Origin of the sequence: Kiloniella laminariae (genome assembly GCF_027214005.1) — a bacterium.
Taxonomy (GTDB): Bacteria; Pseudomonadota; Alphaproteobacteria; order Kiloniellales; family Kiloniellaceae; genus Kiloniella; species Kiloniella laminariae_A.
In genome coordinates, this window is sequence record NZ_JAPWGY010000001.1 from 241,168 (window position 1) to 264,162 (window position 22,995).

21 protein-coding genes are annotated in these 22,995 nt (G+C 50.9%); 11 read left to right on the forward strand and 10 right to left on the reverse strand.

Annotated elements, in window-relative coordinates; all coding sequences use genetic code 11:
* Nucleotides 1–6 precede the first annotated feature (6 nt).
* The 3 genes from O4H49_RS01080 to fabI all read right to left on the reverse strand — a co-directional run bounded on the left by O4H49_RS01080 (nucleotide 7) and on the right by fabI (nucleotide 4,466).
* Nucleotides 7–2,331: a spermidine synthase gene (locus O4H49_RS01080; RefSeq protein ID WP_269421557.1), complete on the reverse strand. Its 2,325-nt coding sequence runs from the start codon at nucleotides 2,329–2,331 to the stop codon at nucleotides 7–9.
* A gap of 98 nt (nucleotides 2,332–2,429) precedes the next feature.
* Entirely contained in the window at nucleotides 2,430–3,512 is a 1,083-nt protein-coding gene (gene aroC, locus O4H49_RS01085; protein ID WP_269421558.1) for a chorismate synthase, read from the reverse strand.
* A 114-nt stretch (nucleotides 3,513–3,626) separates the two neighbouring features.
* Entirely contained in the window at nucleotides 3,627–4,466 is an 840-nt protein-coding gene (gene fabI, locus O4H49_RS01090) for an enoyl-ACP reductase FabI (RefSeq protein WP_269421559.1), read from the reverse strand.
* Nucleotides 4,467–4,648: 182 nt separating this feature from the next.
* Here fabI and O4H49_RS01095 point away from each other — a divergent pair, with 182 nt between their 5' ends.
* Nucleotides 4,649–5,905 (forward strand): YihY family inner membrane protein, encoded by a 1,257-nt coding sequence (locus O4H49_RS01095; RefSeq protein ID WP_269421560.1) that lies wholly within the window; start codon nucleotides 4,649–4,651, stop codon nucleotides 5,903–5,905.
* Between the two features lie 52 nt (nucleotides 5,906–5,957).
* Nucleotides 5,958–6,953 carry a questin oxidase family protein gene (locus tag O4H49_RS01100; protein WP_269421561.1) on the forward strand — a complete coding sequence of 332 codons (996 nt, stop codon included), beginning with the start codon at nucleotides 5,958–5,960 and terminating at the stop codon, nucleotides 6,951–6,953.
* Nucleotides 6,954–7,004: 51 nt separating this feature from the next.
* Here O4H49_RS01100 and O4H49_RS01105 read toward each other — a convergent pair whose 3' ends face one another.
* The 3 genes from O4H49_RS01105 to O4H49_RS01115 form a co-directional block, all read right to left on the reverse strand.
* Complete coding sequence (locus tag O4H49_RS01105) at nucleotides 7,005–7,325, reverse strand: chaperone modulator CbpM (protein ID WP_269421562.1); 321 nt, start codon at nucleotides 7,323–7,325, stop codon at nucleotides 7,005–7,007.
* 115 nt (nucleotides 7,326–7,440) lie between these two features.
* The gene (locus O4H49_RS01110; protein WP_269421563.1) at nucleotides 7,441–8,373 is read right to left on the reverse strand and encodes a DnaJ C-terminal domain-containing protein; all 933 of its coding nucleotides are present in this window, start codon (nucleotides 8,371–8,373) and stop codon (nucleotides 7,441–7,443) included.
* A gap of 302 nt (nucleotides 8,374–8,675) precedes the next feature.
* On the reverse strand, nucleotides 8,676–9,140 hold the full coding sequence (locus O4H49_RS01115) for an RT0821/Lpp0805 family surface protein (RefSeq protein WP_269421564.1): 465 nt from the start codon (nucleotides 9,138–9,140) through the stop codon (nucleotides 8,676–8,678).
* Nucleotides 9,141–9,451: 311 nt separating this feature from the next.
* Between O4H49_RS01115 and pdxH the strand changes: the two genes are divergently transcribed.
* From pdxH to modC, 6 genes are all read left to right on the forward strand, one after another.
* Entirely contained in the window at nucleotides 9,452–10,084 is a 633-nt protein-coding gene (gene pdxH, locus O4H49_RS01120) for a pyridoxamine 5'-phosphate oxidase (RefSeq protein WP_269422266.1), read from the forward strand.
* A 78-nt stretch (nucleotides 10,085–10,162) separates the two neighbouring features.
* Nucleotides 10,163–11,110: a cation diffusion facilitator family transporter gene (locus O4H49_RS01125; RefSeq protein ID WP_269421565.1), complete on the forward strand. Its 948-nt coding sequence runs from the start codon at nucleotides 10,163–10,165 to the stop codon at nucleotides 11,108–11,110.
* The gene (locus O4H49_RS01130; protein WP_269421566.1) at nucleotides 11,100–11,873 is read left to right on the forward strand and encodes an SDR family NAD(P)-dependent oxidoreductase; all 774 of its coding nucleotides are present in this window, start codon (nucleotides 11,100–11,102) and stop codon (nucleotides 11,871–11,873) included. Before O4H49_RS01125 ends, O4H49_RS01130 begins: the two co-directional genes overlap by 11 nt.
* 27 nt (nucleotides 11,874–11,900) lie before the next feature.
* On the forward strand, nucleotides 11,901–12,719 hold the full coding sequence (modA, locus tag O4H49_RS01135; protein WP_269421567.1) for a molybdate ABC transporter substrate-binding protein: 819 nt from the start codon (nucleotides 11,901–11,903) through the stop codon (nucleotides 12,717–12,719).
* A gap of 46 nt (nucleotides 12,720–12,765) precedes the next feature.
* Nucleotides 12,766–13,431 carry a molybdate ABC transporter permease subunit gene (gene modB, locus O4H49_RS01140; RefSeq protein WP_269421568.1) on the forward strand — a complete coding sequence of 222 codons (666 nt, stop codon included), beginning with the start codon at nucleotides 12,766–12,768 and terminating at the stop codon, nucleotides 13,429–13,431.
* Nucleotides 13,428–14,558, forward strand: coding sequence for a molybdenum ABC transporter ATP-binding protein (gene modC, locus O4H49_RS01145; protein ID WP_269421569.1), 1,131 nt, complete (start codon nucleotides 13,428–13,430; stop codon nucleotides 14,556–14,558). Before modB ends, modC begins: the two co-directional genes overlap by 4 nt.
* Before the next feature lie 44 nt (nucleotides 14,559–14,602).
* Here the strand turns inward: modC and O4H49_RS01150 are convergent, their stop codons facing one another.
* The gene (locus O4H49_RS01150; protein WP_269421570.1) at nucleotides 14,603–15,034 is read right to left on the reverse strand and encodes an Lrp/AsnC family transcriptional regulator; all 432 of its coding nucleotides are present in this window, start codon (nucleotides 15,032–15,034) and stop codon (nucleotides 14,603–14,605) included.
* Nucleotides 15,035–15,205: 171 nt separating this feature from the next.
* Here O4H49_RS01150 and O4H49_RS01155 point away from each other — a divergent pair, with 171 nt between their 5' ends.
* Complete coding sequence (locus tag O4H49_RS01155; RefSeq protein ID WP_269421571.1) at nucleotides 15,206–15,976, forward strand: carbon-nitrogen hydrolase family protein; 771 nt, start codon at nucleotides 15,206–15,208, stop codon at nucleotides 15,974–15,976.
* Between the two features lie 88 nt (nucleotides 15,977–16,064).
* On the opposite strand, the gene O4H49_RS01160 is transcribed toward O4H49_RS01155, so the two are convergent.
* The 3 genes from O4H49_RS01160 to O4H49_RS01170 all read right to left on the reverse strand — a co-directional run bounded on the left by O4H49_RS01160 (nucleotide 16,065) and on the right by O4H49_RS01170 (nucleotide 19,661).
* On the reverse strand, nucleotides 16,065–16,601 hold the full coding sequence (locus tag O4H49_RS01160; RefSeq protein WP_269421572.1) for a hypothetical protein: 537 nt from the start codon (nucleotides 16,599–16,601) through the stop codon (nucleotides 16,065–16,067).
* A gap of 110 nt (nucleotides 16,602–16,711) precedes the next feature.
* A complete protein-coding gene (gene hemA, locus O4H49_RS01165; RefSeq protein WP_269421573.1) occupies nucleotides 16,712–17,923 on the reverse strand; it encodes a 5-aminolevulinate synthase in 1,212 nt (403 codons plus the stop codon).
* Between the two features lie 346 nt (nucleotides 17,924–18,269).
* Nucleotides 18,270–19,661, reverse strand: a complete 1,392-nt coding sequence (locus O4H49_RS01170; protein WP_269421574.1) for an aspartate aminotransferase family protein — start codon at nucleotides 19,659–19,661, stop codon at nucleotides 18,270–18,272.
* A gap of 272 nt (nucleotides 19,662–19,933) precedes the next feature.
* Between O4H49_RS01170 and O4H49_RS01175 the strand changes: the two genes are divergently transcribed.
* Together O4H49_RS01175 and O4H49_RS01180 are read left to right on the forward strand one after the other, a co-directional pair.
* Nucleotides 19,934–21,244 (forward strand): response regulator, encoded by a 1,311-nt coding sequence (locus O4H49_RS01175; protein ID WP_269421575.1) that lies wholly within the window; start codon nucleotides 19,934–19,936, stop codon nucleotides 21,242–21,244.
* A 78-nt stretch (nucleotides 21,245–21,322) separates the two neighbouring features.
* Nucleotides 21,323–22,930, forward strand: coding sequence for an ABC transporter substrate-binding protein (locus O4H49_RS01180; RefSeq protein WP_269421576.1), 1,608 nt, complete (start codon nucleotides 21,323–21,325; stop codon nucleotides 22,928–22,930).
* Nucleotides 22,931–22,995: the final 65 nt, after the last annotated feature.

Here is a 22,995-nt window from a genome sequence, read left to right on the forward strand (position 1 = left end):
AAAGGTCTACTTCAATGCCGAGAGGATGTTGGAGTAATCATCAGTCCAGACTTTTGTATCCGGATCGTTCGCAAGTTCCCGCCATATGTTCGGAGTGTCTGCCTTTCCCCCGGGATTTCCCAGGGGAATAAGATGATCCAAGGTATTCCGGTCTTTTGAAAGAGCGACCCAGGATGAAAGGAAGTGGTGGGGATTGTTCTTCGCCTGCTCCGAGGTTGGAATGTAGCGATAGATTCTGCTGTGCAGGCCGGTGATCTGCGCTGTTGTTGCAACAGCGGCCTCAAGATCAAAAAAGCGGTTGGAAATATGGAGAAGAATAATACCCTTGCTATCGACCTTGTTGCCATAGATTTCAAAGGCTTCTTTGGTCAGGAGGTGAAGGGGGATGGCATCGGATGAAAAGGCATCTGCAATAAGAAGATCGTAGGTACCGTCCGGAACGTTCTGTAGAGACAGGCGCCCATCGCCAATGATGACCTCGGCGCGCGCAGGGCAATTTTCCAGATAGGTGAAAATATTGGTGTTTCTGGCCAGGCGTTCAACCAAGGGATCGATTTCAAAAAAAGTCCATTGTTGATGTTCCTGACCATAGCAAAGAACAGTTCCGGCCCCGAGCCCTATCGCGCCAATTTTCTGTGGCTGAAAACCTTTATTTTCATAGGCCTCGAACAAGCGCCCCACACCAGAATTGCGGTGGTAGTAACTCAGGGGCTCAAGCGAACTGGTAACCTGGATTCCATGAACCGTGGTGCCATGCTTGGCAATGCGAACTGATTCTCCGGACAGGTCTTCAAGTACTGTTTCCCTGACTGAATAGACCCCGAAAAAACTGCGTTCATGAAAAATGCGCTGTTTGCCCTGCAGGCCGAGTTGCCCACTGTAAAACAGGCAGAATACGATCCCTAGAGTGAAGCGGACTGGTCGACCGATCCCCTCGACCAAAAGAATGATAATCAGGGTGAAAAGGCCAAAGGTAACCAGCTCAAGCCCGAAGTCCAGTTGGGTCTTGGCAAGCCTGACCAGTCCAAAGGAAACAAGAACAAGGACAGGGAGCAGAATATCTGCGAGGGCTGTTTCAGCTTTTTTCCCAAGAAGTTTATTGAATAGGATTGCCTTTGGGTTGTCGGACTGGGGCATAAGCAACGCAGCAACAATCAAAAGCAGGGCGTATTCATAGATATCAGAAAAGACGAGGGGGGCAAGTATGCCCACAAGGATGCCGCCAAGAACGCCCCCCAAGGACATGGCGATATAGAAACGCGTCAAATATCTGGCATCCGGGCGCCGGGCGACAAGTTGACTGTGACAATAAAGGGCAATGACAAAAAAGCAGACAAGGTTCCCGGCCAGAAAAAACAGAATGGTCGGGACTGAAAGGGCAATGATGTTGTAGATCGCTGCAGCCAGCAAAAAGTAGGGCGCGAGTAGATTGATGGTTCTGTTGGAAATCCATGGTTTCTGGGCAAAGGCGATCACAAAAGTCAGGAGGTACAAGGCCAAGGGGATCACCCAAAGCAGAGGCATGGCAATCAGATCTGTCGTGATCTTGTTGGTGACACTCAGAAGAAGGGCAGAGGGGATCAGTCCCAGCAATATCCAGGAAAGGTAAGTGGTCACTGCAGGTTTGCTGTGGGGCGAAAGCTCCAAACCTTCCTGTACATCTGAAGTGATGGATAATGGCTGTTTCTTCAACAACAGTCCGCAGATCAAAATCAGGCCGAACAGCAGGGCAAAACCACCGGACCAGAGAACTCCTTGGGTCGAGAGACCAAACTGGATTTCGATCAACAGAGGGTAGGCGAAGAGGGCGGTCATACTGCCAATGTTGCTGGCAGCGTAGAGAAAATAGGGGTCTGCAGCAGAGGGATCGCCGGAAGACCTGAACCAGTTTTGCAGCAGGGGGGCGTTGGCCGAGATAATAAAAAACGGAGCGCCAATCGAGACCATAAACAATCCGAGTAACCAGACAGTCGGCCAGTTCTCTGAGGGGGACGTAAAATGTTCCGAGATTGCGATGGGCAAGGCCAGGGCGGCCATGAGCATGATTGCAAGGTGTATAAGGATCTGATGCTTCAGAGAGAATTTCTCAGAGAGAAAATGGGCATAGATATAGCCGGCGAGCAACAAGGCCTGAAAGAAGACCATCGCCGTGTTCCAGATCGCAGGTGCACCGCCGAGTAATGGCAGAACAAGCTTGGTAAACTGGGGCTGGATCAGAAACAGCAAAAAGGCGCTGAGACAAAGCGTGAGAACAAAGAGGCCTCGAACCAGCCAGGCTTGCTGGTTACTTTGCCGGGGTACAACCGTTTCTGCCACATTCGTTTTTTGCATGAAGAGATCCCGAGTTTTGCCTCAGGATCATAGAGGCAGCTTCTTAAGACAGGTTTAAAGTACAGAAGCGATTGGAAATGTCTTCACAGATATTATGATCAGCGGCACTGAGCTTTGTGGCGCAACCAATGATCGGCCAGTGTCAGGGCCATCATGGCTTCGCCAACCGGGACACCTCTGATGCCGACACAGGGGTCATGCCGACCCTTGGTGAAAATTTCGGTTTCCTCGCCATCGCTTGTGATTGTTTTCCGGGTTTGCAGGATCGAGCTTGTTGGTTTGATTGCAAAGCGGACAACGACGTCCTGTCCTGTGGATATTCCCCCGAGAATACCGCCAGCGTGATTGCTGGTGAAATGGGCTTTGCCATCTTTCATACGGATCTCGTCGGCGTTTTCCTCACCGCTATAAGCTGCCGTATCAAAGCCATCACCAATCTCGACCCCTTTGACGGCATTGATCGACATCATGGCTTTGGCCAGATCTGAATCCAGTTTGTCGTATACCGGATCGCCAAGTCCAACAGGCACGTTGCTGGCAACAACTTCGATAACGGCACCGAGTGACGACCCGGCTTTACGGGCAGAATCGAGATAGGTTTCCCATTCCTTGGCGGCAACAGGATCAGGGCACCAGAAAGGGTTGTTATTAACCTCTGCCCAGTCCCATCTGGAGCGATCGATCTTGTGCGGTCCCATCTGGACCAGGGCACCACGGATCTGCACGCCCCCCTCGATTTGTGTGTCGAGCACCTTGCGGGCAATGGCTCCGGCGGCAACACGCATGGCGGTTTCCCGGGCAGAGGAGCGCCCGCCACCGCGATAATCACGGATGCCGTATTTTTCCCAATAGGTGTAATCGGCGTGACCGGGGCGGAATTTCCTGGCGATGTCGCCGTAATCCTTGGACCGCTGGTCGGTGTTCTCGATAATCAGTCCAATGGGTGTTCCAGTTGTCTGGCCTTCAAACACGCCCGAGACAATCTTGACCAGATCGGCTTCCTGGCGTTGCGTGGTAAAGCGGTTCTGGCCGGGTTTCCGGGCATTGAGGTATCCCTGGATATCCGCTTCACAAAGGTCAATCCGCGGAGGAGTGCCATCAACGACACAACCGATAGACGGGCCGTGACTTTCGCCCCAGGTCGTAAAACGGAAGATCTCGCCAAAGGAATTACCAGCCATAATGCTCTCGCAATGTTTGAGTGTTAGTCTGTCTTAAAATTCGGGGGAGCAACAGCCCTGCCGCGCTCCCCCATATTTTTGCGATCTCTACAGATCGGCAAGCCCAAAGATCAATTAACCCTGCGGGTTAAAGTTTGCCAGAAGTTCGGACAGGTCCTTGGCTTTGTCGACATTCATCATGCCGACGACATGATAGCCGGAATCTACGTGGTGAATTTCGCCCGTTACCCCGCCTGACAGATCGGACAGCAAGTAGAGACCAGCCCCGCCAACCTGCTCGATACTGACATTACGCTGGAGCGGAGAGTTGTACTCGTTCCATTTCAGGATATGGCGGAAGTCACCAATACCTGAAGCCGCCAGAGTCTTGATCGGGCCGGCAGAGATTGCATTGACACGGATATTGTCAGGTCCCAGATCGGCAGCGAGATAGCGCACAGACGCCTCCAGAGCCGCTTTGGCAACACCCATAACGTTATAGTGAGGCATTACCTGCTCAGCACCGTAATAGGTGAGCGTCACAAGGCTGCCGCCTTCGGTCATCAAAGGTGCAGCATGCTGGGCAATGGAGGTAAAGGAATAGCAGGAAATATCCAGGCTCTGCAGGAAGTTCTTGCGGCTGGTATTCAGGTACTTGCCTTTAAGTTCTTCCTTGTCAGCGTAGGCAATGGCATGAACAAGAAAGTCAAGCTTGCCCCACTTTTCCTTGATTTCACGGAAGGTCGCCTTGACGCTGTCATCATCGGTGACATCGCATTGAACCAGAATTTCAGAGTTAACGGAAGCAGCCAGAGGCTCGACACGTTTTTTCAAAGCGTCGCCCTGATAGGTGAACGCCAGTTCCGCGCCTTGGTCGGCAACCGCTTTGGCGATCCCCCAGGCAATAGAGCGGTCATTGGCAACACCCATTACAAGGCCACGTTTGCCAGCCATTATCGGTTGTGGGTTGGACATAGGGTTCCTCGCTGTGAGATTGTCCTGATAAAAAGGTGCAGCATCCTACAACATTGCCGGGATTGGTCAAAGAAATGGCGACGTCAGGAGTACATTTTCTGACTTTTTAGCTGGGAAATTTGTTTCGCGCCAGTGATAGTTAACCACAAAAGTGAAAATGGCAGGGCTCAGAGGGATTCTCGGTGACAGATTCGACAGTAAAAAGACTAGTGGTCATGCTGAAACAGCTTGCAGACCGGAAAACATGGATCAATCTGGGGCGGTTTGTCCGCTATGTTCTGCGGCGATTTGATAATGACAAGGGAACCCGTGTTGCCGCCTCGCTGAGTTATTCATCTTTGTTGGCGATTGTGCCGATGATGACGATTGCCCTGGCTCTGATGTCGGCTTTTCCCGGTTTTGAAGCTTCAAGAGGAACACTTCAGGATTCTCTCCTGAAAAATATTCTTCCTGCTGCCGAGCTGGAAATTGCCGAACAGCTCAACAGCTTTGTTGCAAATGCCCAGAATATGACGGCTATCGGTGTTCTGGCTCTGGCCGTGACGGCAATCATGCTGCTCTATACGATCTCGCATTCCTTCAATTCGATCTGGTGTGTGCAAGAGCGACGTCCCCTGTTTAATTTGATCCTGGTTTATTGGGCGTTGCTTACTCTTGGGCCCTTGCTGCTGGGGGCGTCACTTACCGTTTCCAGCTATGGTTTTGCTATGGCAGAACTCGTCGGTGGGGGCAGTTACACCCGATCCTTTGTAAGCCGGATTCTTCCCGTTGTTCTGGGTGGGACAGCTTTTACATTGCTTTACCTGGTGGTTCCCAACAGACCTGTCTTATTCAAGCACGCCCTGGCTGGTGGTATAGCGGCAACAACTCTTTTTGAATTGCTCAAGCGCGGGTTTGGCCTCTATCTTTCCTATTTCCCCTCCTATCAGGCGATCTATGGGGCAATGGCGACAATCCCGATCTTTCTCATCTGGATGTATCTGTCCTGGGTGGTCGTGCTGTTGGGTGCGGAAATTGCCGCCGCTTTGCCTGAGCGTCGGGCTGTTCTGCGCCGGGGGATCAGACGGGAAGGGATCGGCGATTATCTTTCGCTGATGATTGCCCTGCTGCGCAAACTTGAAAAAGCAGGGCATCACGGAACTTCTTTGAAAGAGACGGTCATGATGAAGGGCTTGCCGGCTGATTTGCGGGCAACAGGTGAAGTTCTCTACGATTTGAAACGTCTGCGCATTGCCAACCGAACAGGGCGAGGACGATGGATTCTCTGCCGGGACCTTTCGGCTGTAACGCTGGAGGATCTGTTAAAAGAGCTGGACCTGGATTATCTGCCACGGCGCAACTGGCCCGAAGGTATTGCGGATGTTCTCAAAGCCCTGGAACAGAACCCGGTTGAAGTCAGGAAAAAATCCCTGAAAGAGATTCTTCGCCAGACGGAGTAAGAACTGGCCAGAGTAATTGACCAGAATAATCGGCCAAAGCAAGAGGAAGCTGATGCCTGTTGAACATGCCAAACGTTATGCGCCTGAGTACGGGCCGCATCACTTTTCTAACCACTTTCCTATGACAGTTTATGCCCTGCGGAAAATCGGGGCAGCCGGAAGCGCTTTGACAGAGTTTTCCCAGGCATATCTTGGGCAACTGGAAGCGGTGGAACCATCAGGTGGAACAGAGACGATTGACCTTGAGAACTTCAAAATTCATTTGGGGAAACGGAATTATTACAGGGCGTATTTTGACTTTTTCCAGCAAAGGATTACGCCAGAAGATCCGGTGCCGTTGTTCAAACTGTTAATTCCTGGCCAATCAGCCAGCGCATTTCATGCCCTGATCAGATTGGCGTATGGGATTGCTGCAAAAAACAAAAGTGAAATTGCAGCGGGGCTGGCTTATATGGCTGCTTCTTATCTACCGCTGTCTCTTGAAGCAAACGTGTGCGCTTTGGATCGTTGCGACACCGTTGCTTCACTGGGAGAGAAAGTGCTGGTTGCGCAACAGGAAAATACCTTGGCGTCTCTGCCCAGGATCAGATCGATTTTTCGGCAGATGGAAGCTGCTTTGGGGGAAGCGGAGCGTCACAAGCTGGTGCAGGCAGCCTATGACGCAAAGGATATTTCCCTCGAGGATATTTCCAGATTGAGTCTGGATCTGTTCCTGCGGACGAATGACTTTACGGTGTTACATGCGGTGACTGCCAGCCATGCTGCCCGCATAGTTCTGCCGTACGCAGAAGATGAAAAGCTGTTCCTGCGCGAGTTTTTTGCAAGCATTATCCTGTCTGTTTTGACAGTCGAGAGCGGGGCCTTCGGGCAAAAGAGGTTTGCTCCCGCTGCAATAAAACCCTGGGATAGCCTGATTGCCCGGGCTTTGGACAGCCTTGACAGCCACGACGTGAAATTTGTTTTCAGCTGTCGTGAAGAACAAGAACACTATCAGGAACCAGGGTATCTGCTCGCTGCCCAGCTCTGGCTCTTTGGTTCACAGGAATAATGCTGTGTTGAGGCATTCCGGGAGGTCCTACTGGTGCCTCGGCCCCTGAGATTATCCCCTGTTGCGGATAATCTCTTCCAGTTCCTGTCGCGATTCTGCTGGCAGGGCCTGAATTGCGGTGGCGAGATGCCCCAACAGCGTCCGCAGGTTATAGACCTGATCCATACTGCGTAAGATGATTGGCATGGCTTCGTAGTTGACGCCAATCTCATTGATCATTTCGTTGAGCAGCCTGACACGGGATTCGTCATCATCGGTAAAGAGAATCGTTCCATCTTCCTGGGTCGGTAGAACCCAGTTGTGTTCGATCCATTCCGAAAGCTCGGAGCCGCTGATGTTCAGATCATCAACAATTTCGTCAAAACTTTTCATGACTGTCGTGGTTCCCGGATTGAGTTTGTGGCTGAACTTGGCCTCTACCTAGGCTCTCTGGCTTGCGGGTGCAAGGGGAGATCATTTCATAGCTATGAAAAAGGTTATGCCTGGCTCACTCAAAGAGACCTGTATGTTTGCGAGGATCATAGTTTTTGGTCTTTGCCCAGTTTCGTATGAAATCCCGCAATTCCTTGTCTGTTTCGTCCGGCAGATAGACCTGCAAACGAATCAACTGGTCGCCCCGGTTAACACCCTTGATGTCATCAATTCCTTTGCCTTTCAGGCGCAAGGTGGTGCCGGTATTGGAATCTGGCGGAATTCTCACCTTCACGCGGCCAGTGACTGTCGGCACTGTCAGAGTGGTTCCCTCCAGTGCTTCTGTCAGGGATATTGGCAAGTCGAGATAGACGTCTCGTCCTTTTCGGGAAAAGAGGGGATGGCTTTCAATTCTGACCTCGATCAGGGCATCGCCGTTTGGTCCGCCGCCCACACCGGGAAGACCTTTGGTTTTGAGACGCAGAACCTGTTTGTCTTCTGTGCCTGGCGGGATGGTAATATTCAGGGATTTCCCGTCGGCCAGATCAATCCGTTTGATTGCACCAGCTGCAGCTTCGACGAAGTTGACCGAGCAGGTGTATTTGACGTCACTCCCTTTACGTTGAGGGGGGGATGTTCTTGTCTGTCGTTTCCTTGCACCAAAGAGATCGGAAAAAATGTCTCCGATATCCATCTCGTTGCCAAAATCAAAGCCACCATTCCCGCCTGCGGTTGCACCGCGGGGTTGCCCCCGGTGTGTGTATCCACCATGAAAGGGGTTGCTGGCTTGTCCGGTCGCATCAATCTGCCCCCGGTCATATTGCTGTTTTTTCTTGGCATCACCAAGAATGTTATAGGCTTGTGAGATTTCCTTGAATTTCTGTTCAATGGCCTTGTCATCCGGATTTAGGTCTGGATGGTATTGTTTCGCGAGTTTGCGATAGCCAGCCTTGATTTCCGCATCCGAAGCGGTTTTGCTGACCCCGAGAGTTTTGTAGAGATCTTGCATTATGGGTGATGAAACTCAGTCATATGTTACAGAAAGCCGCCACAGGGTCTGCCTTTTGAGTGTCGAGGCAGGTATCCGGGGCAGACACAAAAATAATATAATAGATTAAACATAACTTTAAAGAGGCAAGCCCGGTTCTACAAGCAATGTAATAGCATTGCTGTTTGACAGGTTTGTTATGGTAACCGAAGACAGTTGCTGTTCAGGCAGAGGGAAAGACAAAAAGCCCTGATGAAAATCATCAGGGCTTTGTTGGCCATCAGGCAAGAGCAGGCAGCTCTATGGCTGGTACTGCAACGGGTTTATTGAATTTCCCAGGAACCGTCAGGCTGGCGACAGGCCGTGCCATAGGCTTCTTCGGTTTTCCCGCCAACCACAACTGTCTGCTGATATTCGCGACAGTAAGCACCAGACGAGGATTTTCCGTCGCGTACAGGAGTAACTGTGCCGGAATGTCCTGTGTCCGGGTTGTTCCAGGCTATGGTCTGGCCGACCGGAGCTGTCTGGGCTCTGGTATAGGCCGCGTCAGCTTTTTTCTTGTCTTCGTCGTCCATATAACGACCAACCTCGCTGCCGAGCAAACCCCCGAGAACGGCGCCTGTTGCAGCAGCCACAATCCGTCCGTTGCCTTTGCCGAACTGAGCTCCAAGAAGCCCGCCAGCAACTGCACCACCCAATCCGCCTACGGTTTGTTTTACACCACGGTCAGCACAGGCCGTGGTCGTAAGAGCGATCATCAGAACAGCTATACTCGCTTTGAGTTTCATCTTCTTGTTCTCTTGCAGTTGTTTTGCCGAATTAGGGAAAGTATATCACAATCCTTGTACCCAATCCGGACTATCCTAAATCATCATTATCGATAATAAGAAATTGAGGCCGTTTTATGGCTTAAACCACAATCCTGTGACATTTGTGTGTCTTGATGTGCGGTTTTTGAAACGCCGGTTTTCTGCCCGGCTTTGCAAAACTGTCGCAGTCAGAACGGTTGTCCGGTTTCCTGCAATCTGTTACGCCTTCAGGAAGCTTTATGTTCTTATCCAAGCCCTCTGATGTCTCTGGTGTATTTATAGCAAATAAAATGAGGCCGGAAATACCGGGAAATACCATGATTCGCGATGCTACTCCGTCAGACCCCTATGAAGTTTTTGCTGCCTGGCTGAAAGAGGCAGAAGAAAAAGAGCTCAATGATCACAATGCCATGTGTCTGGCATCTGTTGATGCGAATGGCATGCCTTCTGCGCGTATGGTCTTGCTCAAGGATTGGGATCATGAGGGATTTGTTTTCTATACCAACTTTGAAAGCCGGAAGGGTGAGCAGCTTCTGGCCCACCCCAAGGCAGCGCTGATGTTTCACTGGAAATCAGTACGTCGTTCCGTGCGGGTAGAGGGTATGGTTGAACAGGTCACGTCTGAAGAAGCGGATGCCTATTTTGCCAGCCGGCCCAAACAAAGCCAGATCGGTGCCTGGGCGAGTGATCAGTCCCGCCCTTTGACCGGAAGATTCGAGCTGGAGAAGAAGGTCGCAAAGTTTGCTGCCAAATACGGATTGGGAACGGTACCGCGCCCGCCGCACTGGTCTGGTTTCCGTGTTCGCCCGCAACGAATTGAATTCTGGCAGGACGGTCCTTTTCGGCTACATGACCGTCTGGTCTACCACAGTGTTCCCGGTGGGACTGAGCAGAGCTGGACAACTGAACGTCTTTATCCCTGATTCATTGCCTTATAGCGTCTTGTTAAAAAATCTCGGTGAACAGTTGGGCCTGCAACAGGCCATCAATGGGATGACTGGATGAGCGACAATAGTTTGAATCACAGAGAAAAAACTGCCCTGCTTATGAAGCGGGCCGCTTATGCAGCTGTTTTGACTGCTCTGGTTCTGATCGCAGCAAAGTTATCCGCCTGGGCGTACACCGGATCAGTTTCGATCCTGACGACTCTGGTCGATTCCCTTCTGGACGCAGGTGCTTCCCTGCTTAATTTACTGGCGATCCATCATGCGCTGACTCCCGCTGACAAGGAGCATCGTTTCGGCCATGGCAAGGCAGAGGGCCTCGCGGCATTGGCACAGTCTGCCTTTATCACAGGGTCCGCTGTCTTCCTCATGCTACAGGCGGGGGAAAGACTTGTGTCTCCCCAGCCGGTCAGCAACAGCAACCTCGGGATTGCTGTTATGGTTTTCTCGATTCTTGCGACCTTTATCCTCACACGCTATCAGCACAGAGTTGTCAAACAGACAGGATCGGTAGCTATTCAGGCCGATGCCCTTCACTATGTTGGTGATATGGTCGTGAATGCCTCGGTCATTCTGGCTCTGGTACTGGGAAAATACCTGGAGCTTCCCTGGATTGATCCGCTTTTTGCCTTGCTGATCTCCTGCTACATCCTCAGTTATGCCTGGAGCATCTTCAAGAAGGCGCTGGACATGCTGATGGATCGGGAGTTGCCCGATGATGAGCGCCGGAAAATCAAGGAGCTGGTTCTGGCTCATACCGAGGTGCTTGGGCTGCATGACCTGCGGACCAGGATTTCTGGACCGGACCTTTTTATCCAGTTTCATATGGAGCTGGACGGGCATATCGCTCTGGCGCAATCCTATGCCATTGCCGAGGAAGTCGATCGGGAGATCTGTATGATCTATCCCCATGCAGAGATTATAGTATTGCAGGAACCCTATGGAATTGAAGTGAGCAAGATCGTTCGTGCTCAACGGGACGAGGAGAAAAAGAATGCAGGATAAGGGGCCCAGTAATCACGAAGTTGATCCCGAACAGCGGAAGACACTGGTTCTTACCGGTGCCAGCCGGGGTATCGGTCATTCAACTGTCCAGTATTTCAGCCAGCGAAACTGGCGGGTGATTACCTGTTCCAGAGAGAATATTCCCGATCATTGTCGCCGTGATCCAAACTGGACCGAACATATTGTTACGGATCTGAACAACACGGAAAGCACGCAAAAATTCATTGATCGGGCCAATGAAATTCTGGGCGAGGCCCCGTTACATGCGCTGGTCAACAATGCGGCGGTTTCACCCAAGACAACCTACAAGGAACGTCTGGGCTGTCTGAACGGGGATGTCGAAACCTGGCGCGAGGTTTTTGAACTTAACTTTTTTGCCCCTCTGATGCTGTGTCGGGGTTTTGCTCCTGCCCTGGGACGAGGGGAGGGGGCCGTGGTCAATATTACCTCTATCGCCGGGCATGGAGTTCACCCTTTTGCGGGTTCTGCCTACTCGACCTCCAAGTCGGCTTTGTCGGCGCTGACACGGGAACTAGCTGTGGAATTTGCCCGTTTTGGTGTGCGGGTGAATGCTGTTGCTCCGGGGGAGATCGAAACAGATATGATTGGCGAGGAATACGAGGCCCTGATTCCGCGGATCCCGATGAACCGAATGGGGCAACCTGTAGAGGTCGCATCAGCCGTTTACCAGCTCTGTACACCCAATTTTGGCTATGTGACGGGGACTGAGATTTTTGTAACAGGCGGGCAACACCTGTTTTAGCAGGGGGCGATACAAGGAACAGTATTGATGGATCAGGGCTTTAAGTGGTTATTCCGGAGTGTCTTGAGTGCTGTTCTCTTCAGCCTGGTTGTTTCGTTTCCTGCACTGGCGAAAGCCGAGACGGTAAAGGTTGCCGTTGCATCCAACTTTAAAACAACAGCAGAGGCGCTAGTACGTGCTTATTCTCTAAAAAGTGGTCATGAAGTTGTGTTGAGTTCCGGCTCGACAGGCAAGCTTTATACCCAGATAAAAAACGGGGCTCCTTTCGAGGTATTTCTTGCAGCTGATTCTCTGCGAGCGGCACTGAGTGAAAAAAATGGTCTCGCTGTGGCAGGCAGTCGATTTACCTATGCCCGAGGGCGGATTGCCCTGTGGAGCAATCGAGCTGATCTTGCCGGGCTTGGTCCGGATTATCTCAAGGGAGACAAGGTGACCCGTTTGGCCATCGCCAATCCCAAGACGGCTCCCTATGGCCAGGCAGCAGTGGAAATGCTGAAGAACCTCAGACTTTATGAGGCAGTCAAACACAAGATCGTCCAGGGTGAAAATATCGCTCAGACCTATCAGTTTGTCTACAGCGGGAATGCTGAGGTAGGGGTTGTTGCCCTGTCCCAGATTGTATCTCAGGCTCTGCAACAGCAGAAAACAGTGGCAACGCAGAATTCCGAAATTGGGGGAGTCAGCTGGGTTGTTCCAGAGCATTTGTACCAGCCAATTGATCAACAGGCAGTTCTCTTGATAAAGGGACAGGGAAATCCGGCGGCGACTGCATTCGTTGCCTATTTAAAAAGTGACGAAGCGGCTGCAATCATTCAGAGTTTCGGGTACGCTACAGTCAAGCCGTAATTAACGATATTCAGTTTATTAAATTTGTTGCAGGAGTTCTGAGGCAATGTGGGATCCGATCTGGATCACGGTCAAACTGGCCTTCATCACCACTGTCGTTCTCCTGTTACTGGGAACACCGGTGGCCTGGTGGTTGGCACGTTCCAGATCCTGGTGGAAAGAAGCCGTGGCAGCCGTTGTTGCGCTGCCGATCGTGTTGCCGCCGACAGTTCTCGGCTTTTACCTGTTGATTGCCCTGGGGCCAGATAGTCCTTTGGGCCAGCTGGCGACACAGATTTTCGGCCGTGCATTACCCTTTACTTTTGCCGGGCTGGTGGTTGGCTCGGTAATTTACTCCATGCCTTTTGTTATCCAGCCGATCCGCAATGCCTTTGAGGCAATTGGCGAACGGCCGCTTGAAGTGGCTGCGACACTGCGGGCCAGTCCGCTGGATACCTTCTTTGCTGTCGCAATTCCTATGGCGCGTCCGGGGTTTCTCACAGGCGCTGTCCTCGGGTTTGCTCATACAGTGGGTGAGTTTGGTGTGATTTTAATGATCGGAGGCAATATCCCAGGAGAAACGAGGGTTCTGTCCGTTGCAATCTATGATCACGTCGAAGCTCTTGAATGGGGAGAGGCTCATGTACTTTCGATTGGGCTTCTGATCTTTTCCTTCCTTGTAATCCTCAGCATGATCCTGCTGGAAAAGAAAATGGGGCGGCGCTTGAGATGACCCAAATTATTGCCCGCTTCTCTGGCCCCCTGGATGACTTTGATCTGGACAGTGAATTTTCCATTCCAGCGAAAGGTGTTACTGCCCTGTTTGGGCAATCAGGATGTGGCAAGACCTCTGTATTACGCTGTCTGGCTGGACTGAGCCGACAGCCCGGTGGCTTCCTCTCGGTCAAGGGGCAGGTCTGGCAGGATGAAACAAGTTTTCTTCCTACGCATCAACGTCCGGTGGGGGTGGTGTTTCAGGAGGCTAGCCTCTTTTCTCACCTCTCGGTTAAAGACAACCTGGTTTTCGGGCAGAAACGTGCCGGGGCAAGAGGGCAACTGTTACGCCTTGAAGACATTGTCGCTTTGCTGGGGCTGGGAGATCTGCTGGGGCGCTCGCCCCTGACTCTCTCGGGTGGAGAGCGACAGCGTGTTGCGATTGGTCGGGCGCTGCTCTGTGGACCTGAACTGGTGCTTATGGATGAACCCCTGGCGGCGCTGGATCGTTTCAGTAAAGACGAGATTATTCCCTATCTGGAAACACTTTTCAGAAAGCTGGATATTCCAATGATTTTTGTCTCGCACGATACGGACGAGGTGGAACGTCTGGCGGACTGGATGGTGTTGATGGAGAAGGGGCGGGTTCTTTCTTCCGGTCCTCTGGGCGATGTATTGTCAGATCCGGAACTCTTCATTGCCCGGGGTGCCAAAACGGCTTCTGTGGTGGAAGGACAGGTCGTTGGGTTCGATCCTGAAGATCTTCTGAGCGAAATGAGTGTAACCGGCGGTAAAATTCTGGTGCCGGGAAGACTGGGCGAGGTTGGTACGCGTCACCGGATCAGAATTTCAGCCAATGATGTGAGCCTGGCACGGGAAAGACCGTCGCGTACGACAATATTGAATGTCTTGCCCGTCAGGATATTGGCAATTCACTCTCTGGATGAAGCGAGGGTCAATGTTCTGATTTCTGCAGGACACGGGAGCTCTGTTGCAGATGATGGAGAGCCAAGGGCAAGGTTTATTGCCCGTATTACCCGACGCTCGCTTCGTGCTTTTGCCTTCGAAGTCGGGCAGGATATCTATGCCCAGGTTAAATCCGTCTCAATGCTCAATCCCAAGAAAAAAATCAAAAAAGTCTCGTAAAACCTGAATTTCCCACGTTATGACGCGATGTCTAAGCCATGTCATCACTGATAATGTGTCGCCAGAAGGATAGAGGTTTCGGTATCCATGACATCTTCATGAGTTCGGATATCTGCCAGAGCATCATCCAGCTTTTCAAGCGATAACGCCTGGATTTCCACAAGTATGTCGTAGGGACCGCTGATGGTGTGCACAGCAATGACTTCAGGTTTCCCGGAGATGTAGGCGATGAGACGCTTGTGCGACTTTGACTGCATCTTGATATGGGTTTGTGCCCGGATCGGCATTTGGTTGTCAGGTGAAGCAGTTTTTATTGTAAAGCCATGGATAACCTTCTTTGCCAAAAGGCGCTCAATTCGCTTTTGGACTGTTGCTCGGGATATCTTGAGATGATGCGAAATCGAAACCACAGGCAGCCTGGCATCTTTTCTCAAAAGAGAGATCAAGGCTCTGTCTGTGTCATCCAGATTTAGCATTTTGTCACATTTCCTGATCAATTTGTTAGTTATTATTCAATATGTAATCAAGAATTACTCTATTTGTCGACAAGAAATATTTGGATGCTTGTGGTGCTCTGACAGGATCGAAGGTATTCGGTTTTTGTCGGGAATCTGGTCGTGATAATAGAAGTAGAATGAGAAGATCAAATGAAAGTAACCGTCTGTCAGTTTGATAATCGTCCCGAGGTACAAGAAGCCAATTTTCAGGCTTTGTGTCATCATGTTTCAGAAGAGAAATCAGAATTTGTGCTTGTTCCTGAAATGGCTTTTTATCCTTGGTTGGCTGCAGATAAAGTGCCCTCTGCAACTGAATGGTCCATGGCGATAGACGCGCATGACAAAATGATTCTCCGATTAGAGGAGTTGGGCGCGAAGGCAGTGATGGGGACGCGTCCTGTCTTGCAGGGAGGGAGCCGCCGCAACCGAGCGTATCTATGGCGTCATAACTATGAGTTGGTCGATTTTCATGACAAGTGGAACCTGCCGGATGAAGAGGGGTATTGGGAAGCGACTTGGTATGATAGGGGGGATAAAATCTTCACGACGACACGCTATGGAGACATCCGGATCGGGGTTTCTATCTGCACTGAAATGTGGTTCTTTGAACATGCGCGATCTTACGCGAAGCAAAAAGCTCATCTATTATGTGTTCCTCGGGCAACGCCACATGAATCAACGGACAAATGGTTAGCAGGTGGGCAAGCATCAGCTGTGGTGTCAGGGGCTTACTGCTTATCTTCGAATCTTTATAATCCGAAAGGTTTGGGGGAAAATCTGGGAGGCTTGGGTTGGATTATTGATCCCGAAGGTAATATCCTCGGAACAACCTCGGCTGAAGTTCCGTTTGTGACCGTTACAATTGATCCGGAATTTGCAGAAGTGTCTAAAAAAACCTATCCTCGGGATGTACCGGGCTGATCTTGAAATCGGTACTTAATGCCAGATTGAATAATGTTTTCGGTCTGGCACTTTTGTTTTCTGAAAAGTTTGATTTTTAAAAGTAGAATTACTCTGCACTTATCTGCGCAGCCATGACTTCGTAGCTGGCAAGCTGTTCCCGGGTGTGGGTGATATCCTGGTCAAGCCAGCCACTGAACTCACCTTTGGCCGGGGTGTAGCCCTGTTTCAGCTCCAGCAACCTGTTGAGCTGGCGTTCGTGGATATCAACCAGCAAATTGATCTGCATGTTACGGGTCTTCTCGTCAGCGAGATGAAGCAGACGCATCTTAATGGCAATGATCAGCTTGCTCATATCCGTAACCGGAGCGCGAAGATTGGAGGCCATCAGTTCGTCAAACTCTTCCCGCCCGGTCTGGGTCAGGCAGAGTTCACTTTCTTCGTCAGGATTTTTTTTGACGAGCCCTTCAACCTTGAGAACTTCCAATGGCGTGCCAATAAGATCAAGAGAGGGGCCGACAACAAGGCTGGTAAAACCGCGGACAGTCTGGGCTAGTTCACCATAACTCATGGCTTTTTCCAGCAAAAGTCCCAGCGCAAGCAGGCGCGTGGCTTCGGCGGGGACCAGAGTATTATCGCGGTACATCGGTTCGCTCCTGAATAGAAGACTCTACGGCAGATCAAGCATCTGCACAAAACCTATCGTGCCGCGTTCCTCTTGTCCAGTCAAATGCGAATGATTCGCAAATTTGCGGTTTATGCTGCGATCCGAAGATTCAGTTCCTGCCAGATTTCCTTGAGCGCCCGGGTGAGATACGCGATATCCTCATCACTGTGTACGGGCGATGGTGTCAGCCTCAGACGTTCGGTTCCCTTTGGAACAGTGGGATAGTTGATCGGCTGAACGTAAATCCCGTAGCGGGTCATCAAGGTGTCGGTAATCTGGCGGCAGAGAACAGGATCCCCTACCATAACAGGAACGATGTGGGTGTCAGAGTGCTGAACCGGAAGTCCAGCTTCCTTGAGCTGGCGCCGGGTTTCACTGGCCCGGTCCTGGTGGCGGGAGCGTTCAAAGCTGCTTTGCTTGAGGTGCTGGATACTGGCCAGGGCTCCTGCGGCAACAGCGGGAGGCAAAGAGGTCGTGAAGATAAAGCCCGAAGCATAGCTCCGGATGAAATCGACCAGGCTTGCTGTTGCAGTAATGTAACCTCCGACAACACCAACGGCCTTGCCGAGGGTGCCTTCTATGACGTCCAGTCGATGGCAGAGGTTATCCCGATCGGCAATACCACCGCCACGGGGACCGTAGAGTCCTACGGCATGGACCTCATCAAGGTAGGTGATGGCATTGTATTTGTCAGCCAGATCACAGAAGGCTTCAATCGGTGCGACATCTCCATCCATGGAATAGACGGATTCAAAGGCAATGATCTTTGGTCGCGCCGGATCAATTTCCTTCAGGCGAGCTTCAAGATCGGCTGCGTCATTGTGCTTGAAGATGATCTTTTCGGCCTTGCTGTGGCGGATACCTTCGATCATGGAGGCATGGTTCATGGAATCTGACAGAACCACACAGTTCGGCAGTTTTCCAGCGAGTGTGCTCAGCGCAGCCCAGTTGGATACATAACCAGAGGTGAAAAGCAGGGCGGCTTCCTTGTGGTGCCAGTCTGCCAGTTCCCGTTCCAGAAGAACATGATAGTGATTGTTGCCGGAGATATTGCGGGTTCCGCCTGCACCTGCGCCGCACTTGTCTAGTGCCTCATGCATGGCCGCGATGACCTTGGGATTCTGGCCCATGCCCAGATAGTCGTTGGAGCACCAGACAGTGACCGGACGGTTGCCCTTGTCGCTGTAATGGGTTGCACTGGGAAACTGGCCGGCCTTACGTTCAAGGTCAGCAAATACCCGATAGCGTCCTTCTTCCTTGAGGTCAGCTACCGCGGTGCTGAAAAACTTTTCGTAATCCATCTGCTCTTCTCGCCTAACGTGGGCCGTTTAATCCGGCTTGTTGTTGCTTGCCGTGAGGTTCCCCAGAACAAGCTTATCAGTTGCTGAATTAATGAATAGTGTACCCCAAATCAACAACAATTGGCAGTCTATTGCGTCATCATACTATCACCAACGCGACTGAACGACGCATAAAGATAACAAGGTCTGTACAAATGACTGTTACCTCTTCGCGATCCTTCTGCATTGATCGATGTCAAGAGTCCGCGAATTTATTGAAACCGGAATGCTCACCAGAATCCCCGCCGGAATACTGATGGGGACAAACGATAAAAGATGGCTGAGGTGCCATCTTTTATCGTGGAAACTAAGCCACGGAAAGCAGGCCTTCCCGTCTTGTCCAGTCCAGCGTTTTTTCCAGGGCTTTTGCAAAGCGCCCGATCATTTGATCAATCTGATCATCAGTGATGATCAAAGGAGGGCAGAAAGCGATCGTATCCCCCATGTTCCGGATAATCAGTCCTTCTTCCACAGCCCGCTCGTTCAGATAGGTGCCGACCTTTCCCGCAGGTGAAAAGCTCTCTTTTGTCCGTTTGTTTTGCACGAGCTCGACCCCGGCTATAAGACCGATGCCCCGGACTTCTCCCACCAGAGGGTGATCTTTGAAAGCGGCCAGACGGTTTTGAAGATGTGCGCCGGTTTCGGCGACCTGGGCAAAGAGGTTGCGCTCTTCGTAAATTTTTAGGGTTTCAAGAGCGACTGCCGCACAAACGGGATGACCGGAATAGGTGAATCCGTGACCCAGTACGCCGATCTTGTCAGAATTATCGGCAATGACCTGATAGAATTTGTCATTCAGCATGACTGCCGAGATGGGAAGGTAGGAAGAACTGAGGGCTTTGGCCATGGACATGATATCGGGTTCAATCCCGAAAGTCTGACTGCCAAAGCTGTTCCCGGTGCGCCCAAATCCGCAGATCACCTCATCTGCAATCAATAGAATGTCGTGTTTCCTGAGCACGGTCTGGATTTTTTCCCAATAAGTCGCCGGAGGAATAATCACACCGCCAGCGCCCATCACTGGCTCCCCAATAAAAGCTGCAATGGTCTCGGGACCTTCGGACAGAATCATCTCTTCAAGCTCGCATGCCATGCGGCTGGCAAATGCTTCTTCACTTTCTCCTTCTTTCCCGAACCGCCAGTAGTGGGGGCAGGATGTATGGAGGATATTATTGATTGGCAAATCAAAGTCAGTCTGGTTGACGGGTAACCCTGTCATGCTGGCTGTTGCGACAGTAACGCCGTGATAGCCTTTGACCCGGCTGATAATCTTCTTTTTTTCGGGGCGACCAAGCGCATTGTTGTAATACCAGACCAGCTTGACGATTGTATCGTTGGCTTCCGAACCCGAGTTGGCAAAGATCACTTTCGACATTGGCACAGGGGCCATGGCGATCAGTTTTTCGGAAAGCTCAACAGCGGGAATCGCTGTCTTGTGGGTGAAACCGTGGTAAAATGGCAGGGCGCGCATTTGTTTGGCGGCAGCCTCAACCAGGCGTTCCTCACTGAAGCCCAAAGACGTGGACCAGAGTCCCGCCATGCCTTCGATGTAAGATTTTCCCTGATCATCGAAGACTTCAATTCCCTTGCCGTGGGTTATCACGAGCGGGCCCTTTTTTTCGTGGGCCCTGGCGTTTGTATAGGGGTGCAGACAGTAGGCGATGTCGCGACTGGCAATCGAATTGGGCTTGGGGCTCATGAAGGTTTCCTGTTTGGTCACAAGTGAGTTTGTTGACGAGGGGCAATCATTTAGGAAAATAAGTACTAGCCTCTGTAAACAAGGCAATTACACCCGAGTGTGGGGTTTTCTTCAAGAAGAGAAACGCCGCATTCAAATTTGCCATATGATTGATGTACTTTCAGTGAAAAAGAGGATTTTTGTCTCTCTTATTAATATGGAAATGATTTCCTTATAGGATCGGGTTGTCCTCACCAGAAGAGGTGATAAACGGTTTCAGGGATTTTGACGGAATGAATTCTGGGGAAGATGAATCTTATCAGCTGTTGCAACAGGATTTTGTCGATCAATGCCATAGTGTTGTCGAAGATCTTGAAGACCGCCTCAATCAGGTCTACGCCGGACAGATGGGCGAAGCCGAAGCGATTCAGCTCATTCGTCGAGAGGCCCATAATCTCAAGGGCCAGGGGACGGTGTTCGGCTTTTCTGTGATTGCCATGATTGCACACAGGCTGGAAGATTATCTGGCGAAAACCAACAGCTTGGGTGGAGAAAATATAGATGCAGTGAATGTGTATCTGGATCACATCGGTAAACTGGCAGATGTAAACCGGGTGTTGGATCAGACAGAAGCGGCACGTTTATTACGCTCTCTTCCTCAGGCATCCGACTTGTCACAGGGGCAGGTCAGCCTTGAAACAGGAGCAGTTGAAGAAGTCGAAGTGATGGTTTCTATCTCCAGTCGTTTGCATCTGCATCGCCTGGCTCAGGAACTTAATCGGCCGGGATGGCGGATGATCTCTTTTGGCAGCACCTTGGAATTGCTTGAAAATGCCTTGGTCAGCCCCCCCGATGGGGTGATTGTGTCAGGGGAGATGCCAAAGGTTTCGGGCATAGATCTCGGACGCATTTTTCAGGTTCTGGATCGTGTTCGCGATATACCCTTTGTGCTCCTGACAAGCCGAAAAAAAGATTCTGCTCACTTTGCCGGGTTACCAGAACGGACTGAATTTATCAGCACGGGTACGAGTTTCTCTCAAGACGTCCTCAGGGTTTCCAAATGCTTTTCTGCCGCGGCAAAAAATACTGAAGCATCACAGATACCAAAACAGAAACGATCTCTGGGGAACGAGAGGGGTGTTGAAAAAACGGCTGTAAAACAAGCTGGTTTGAGCCGGGAGCCAAGAAAAGGCGATGGGGAGGAACAACCGGAAAAATCCCGCAACCTGAAAATCTTGGTCGCAGAAGATAACAAGATCAACAGGATGTTGATCCAGAGCTTTTTCGAAAAACTGCCTTTTGACCTGATGTTTGCCGAGAATGGTGTCGAAGCTGTTGAATGCTGCCGCAGAGAGAAATTTGATGTTGTCCTGATGGATGTCATCATGCCTGAGATGGACGGAATGGAAGCCACAGGCAAAATCAGGGCACTGGAGAATAACGAGGCAGGGAAGGTGCCGATTATTGCTCTTACTGCAGATGATACCGAAGAAGATCGTCTGCGCTACAAGGAAGCGGGCATGAACGGTTGTATTGGAAAACCGATTGATCCAATGACTTTGATTGAGATGATCAACAGTCTTGTGGCCCGCCCTTGTCCCTGACGGGGATAAAGAGGCAGGGATTAACGAATCTGGAAAAATCTGTCTGTACATATTTGTCTATTTGGAAAAGGTGACGGTGTGAAAAAATATCCCCATTACAAGGCCGGGAAAGCATTGTTGATTTTCCTGGTACTGGTTTTGTTTTTTTCAGGAAGAGGCAGCATTCTTGCTGCTGAAAATACCTTCCGCTGGGCCTATCAGGGAGATATCCAATCCCTTGATCCCCACGTACTGAATGAAAGTTTTACATTGGGATTCCTCTCTAATGTATATGAGGGGTTGGTTCGCCGGGATCACGATCTCAAAATTGAACCGGCTCTGGCGGAAAGCTGGGAACAACTTGAGCCGACCCGGTGGCGGTTTTATCTGCGCCAGAACGTGGTGTTTCACAACGGCAATCCTTTTACAGCAAGTGATGTGGTTTTTACCTTTGAGCGGGCTTTGCATAAGGACGCCAATGCCAAGAGCTATATTCCACAGGGCTTGAAAGTTGAAGTCATTGATGACTTTACGATTGATTTCATTACAGCAACTCCCAATCCGATACTCTTTCATGAATGGCCGAACCTCCTGATTATGGATCGGGAATGGAGTGAGGCTAATGGTGCAGAAATTCCGGCATCTGTCGCCGAGGGACGTACAGGTTTTGCTTCAGCCCATGCCAATGGAACAGGGGCGTTTCGTTTGCTTTCACGTGTAGAGGGCGGGGCTGCAGAGCTGGAAGTCAACAAGCTGTGGTGGGATACGAAAAAACATAACCTTGATCGCGTGATTTTCTCTCCGATAGGCAAGGATGCGACAAGGGTCGCTGCGTTGATTTCAGGAGAGATGGACCTGATCTATCCTGTGCCACTACAGGACATTGCCGCGATAGAGGCATTAGAAGAAACCAGGATTGTTGCCGGCCCGGAAGTAAGAACGATGTTCCTTGGCATGGATCAAATGCGCGACGAGCTGCTTTATTCCAATGTGAAGGGTAAAAACCCTTTCGCAGATCGCAGGGTGCGCGAAGCTTTTTACCGGGCTATTGATGTCGAGCTTCTGAACAAAAAAGTGCTCTATGGCATCGGGACACCAGCTGCAACAATGATTTCTCCTCTGTTATTTGCTCCTGCGGGTCAAATGCGGCGCCTTGACTATGATCCGGATAAAGCGCGGGTGCTGTTAAGGGATGCTGGCTATGAAAAGGGGTTTGAACTGGAACTGCTTTGCCCTAACGACCGCTATCTGAAGGATGAAGAGCTCTGTCTGGCTGTGGCCGCTTTTCTGGCCAAAGTAGGGATTACAGCCAAGGTCGAGGCGATCCCGAAATCGCAGTTTTTTAAACGCTTGTTGGGCCAGGATACATCGTTCTATTTCCTCGGCTGGACGCCGGGGAGCCTGGACAGTTACAACGTGATCCAAAATGTGATGGGCAGTCCTGACAAGGAGCTGAAGCGGGGTGGCTTTAATTTTGGAGGCTACAGCAATTCCAGAATTGATGACTTGTCAGAAAAAATCCTGGTCGAGATTGATCAGGACAGGCGGGATGAACTGATTACACAAGCCTATCAGATTCTCGCCGAGGATGTTGGTTATATCCCGCTACACCAGCAAGGGGTGGTCTGGGGTGTTCGTCGTGGTGTCGAAGTCCGGAGCAGGGCTGATGACAGCCTGATGCTCTATACGATTACAAAAGGCGACTAGTCTAAAGGTTCGTCAGAACCGGGCGGATTTCTACTCAGGGGTGTCGAGAGGTGAAGGGCTTTGCA

Excerpts from the sequence above, each read along its gene's own strand:
- O4H49_RS01080 (WP_269421557.1), bottom strand. The coding sequence starts at position 2,331 with ATGCAAAAAACGAATGTGGCAGAAACGGTTGTACCCCGGCAAAGTAAC.
- aroC (WP_269421558.1), bottom strand. The coding sequence starts at position 3,512 with ATGGCTGGTAATTCCTTTGGCGAGATCTTCCGTTTTACGACCTGGGGC.
- fabI (WP_269421559.1), bottom strand. The coding sequence starts at position 4,466 with ATGTCCAACCCACAACCGATAATGGCTGGCAAACGTGGCCTTGTAATG.
- O4H49_RS01100 (WP_269421561.1), top strand. The coding sequence starts at position 5,958 with ATGCCTGTTGAACATGCCAAACGTTATGCGCCTGAGTACGGGCCGCAT.
- O4H49_RS01105 (WP_269421562.1), bottom strand. The coding sequence starts at position 7,325 with ATGAAAAGTTTTGACGAAATTGTTGATGATCTGAACATCAGCGGCTCC.
- O4H49_RS01110 (WP_269421563.1), bottom strand. The coding sequence starts at position 8,373 with ATGCAAGATCTCTACAAAACTCTCGGGGTCAGCAAAACCGCTTCGGAT.
- O4H49_RS01115 (WP_269421564.1), bottom strand. The coding sequence starts at position 9,140 with ATGAAACTCAAAGCGAGTATAGCTGTTCTGATGATCGCTCTTACGACC.
- pdxH (WP_269422266.1), top strand. The coding sequence starts at position 9,452 with ATGAGGCCGGAAATACCGGGAAATACCATGATTCGCGATGCTACTCCG.
- O4H49_RS01125 (WP_269421565.1), top strand. The coding sequence starts at position 10,163 with ATGAGCGACAATAGTTTGAATCACAGAGAAAAAACTGCCCTGCTTATG.
- O4H49_RS01130 (WP_269421566.1), top strand. The coding sequence starts at position 11,100 with ATGCAGGATAAGGGGCCCAGTAATCACGAAGTTGATCCCGAACAGCGG.
- modA (WP_269421567.1), top strand. The coding sequence starts at position 11,901 with ATGGATCAGGGCTTTAAGTGGTTATTCCGGAGTGTCTTGAGTGCTGTT.
- modB (WP_269421568.1), top strand. The coding sequence starts at position 12,766 with ATGTGGGATCCGATCTGGATCACGGTCAAACTGGCCTTCATCACCACT.
- modC (WP_269421569.1), top strand. The coding sequence starts at position 13,428 with ATGACCCAAATTATTGCCCGCTTCTCTGGCCCCCTGGATGACTTTGAT.
- O4H49_RS01150 (WP_269421570.1), bottom strand. The coding sequence starts at position 15,034 with ATGCTAAATCTGGATGACACAGACAGAGCCTTGATCTCTCTTTTGAGA.
- O4H49_RS01155 (WP_269421571.1), top strand. The coding sequence starts at position 15,206 with ATGAAAGTAACCGTCTGTCAGTTTGATAATCGTCCCGAGGTACAAGAA.
- O4H49_RS01160 (WP_269421572.1), bottom strand. The coding sequence starts at position 16,601 with ATGTACCGCGATAATACTCTGGTCCCCGCCGAAGCCACGCGCCTGCTT.
- hemA (WP_269421573.1), bottom strand. The coding sequence starts at position 17,923 with ATGGATTACGAAAAGTTTTTCAGCACCGCGGTAGCTGACCTCAAGGAA.
- O4H49_RS01170 (WP_269421574.1), bottom strand. The coding sequence starts at position 19,661 with ATGAGCCCCAAGCCCAATTCGATTGCCAGTCGCGACATCGCCTACTGT.
- O4H49_RS01175 (WP_269421575.1), top strand. The coding sequence starts at position 19,934 with ATGAATTCTGGGGAAGATGAATCTTATCAGCTGTTGCAACAGGATTTT.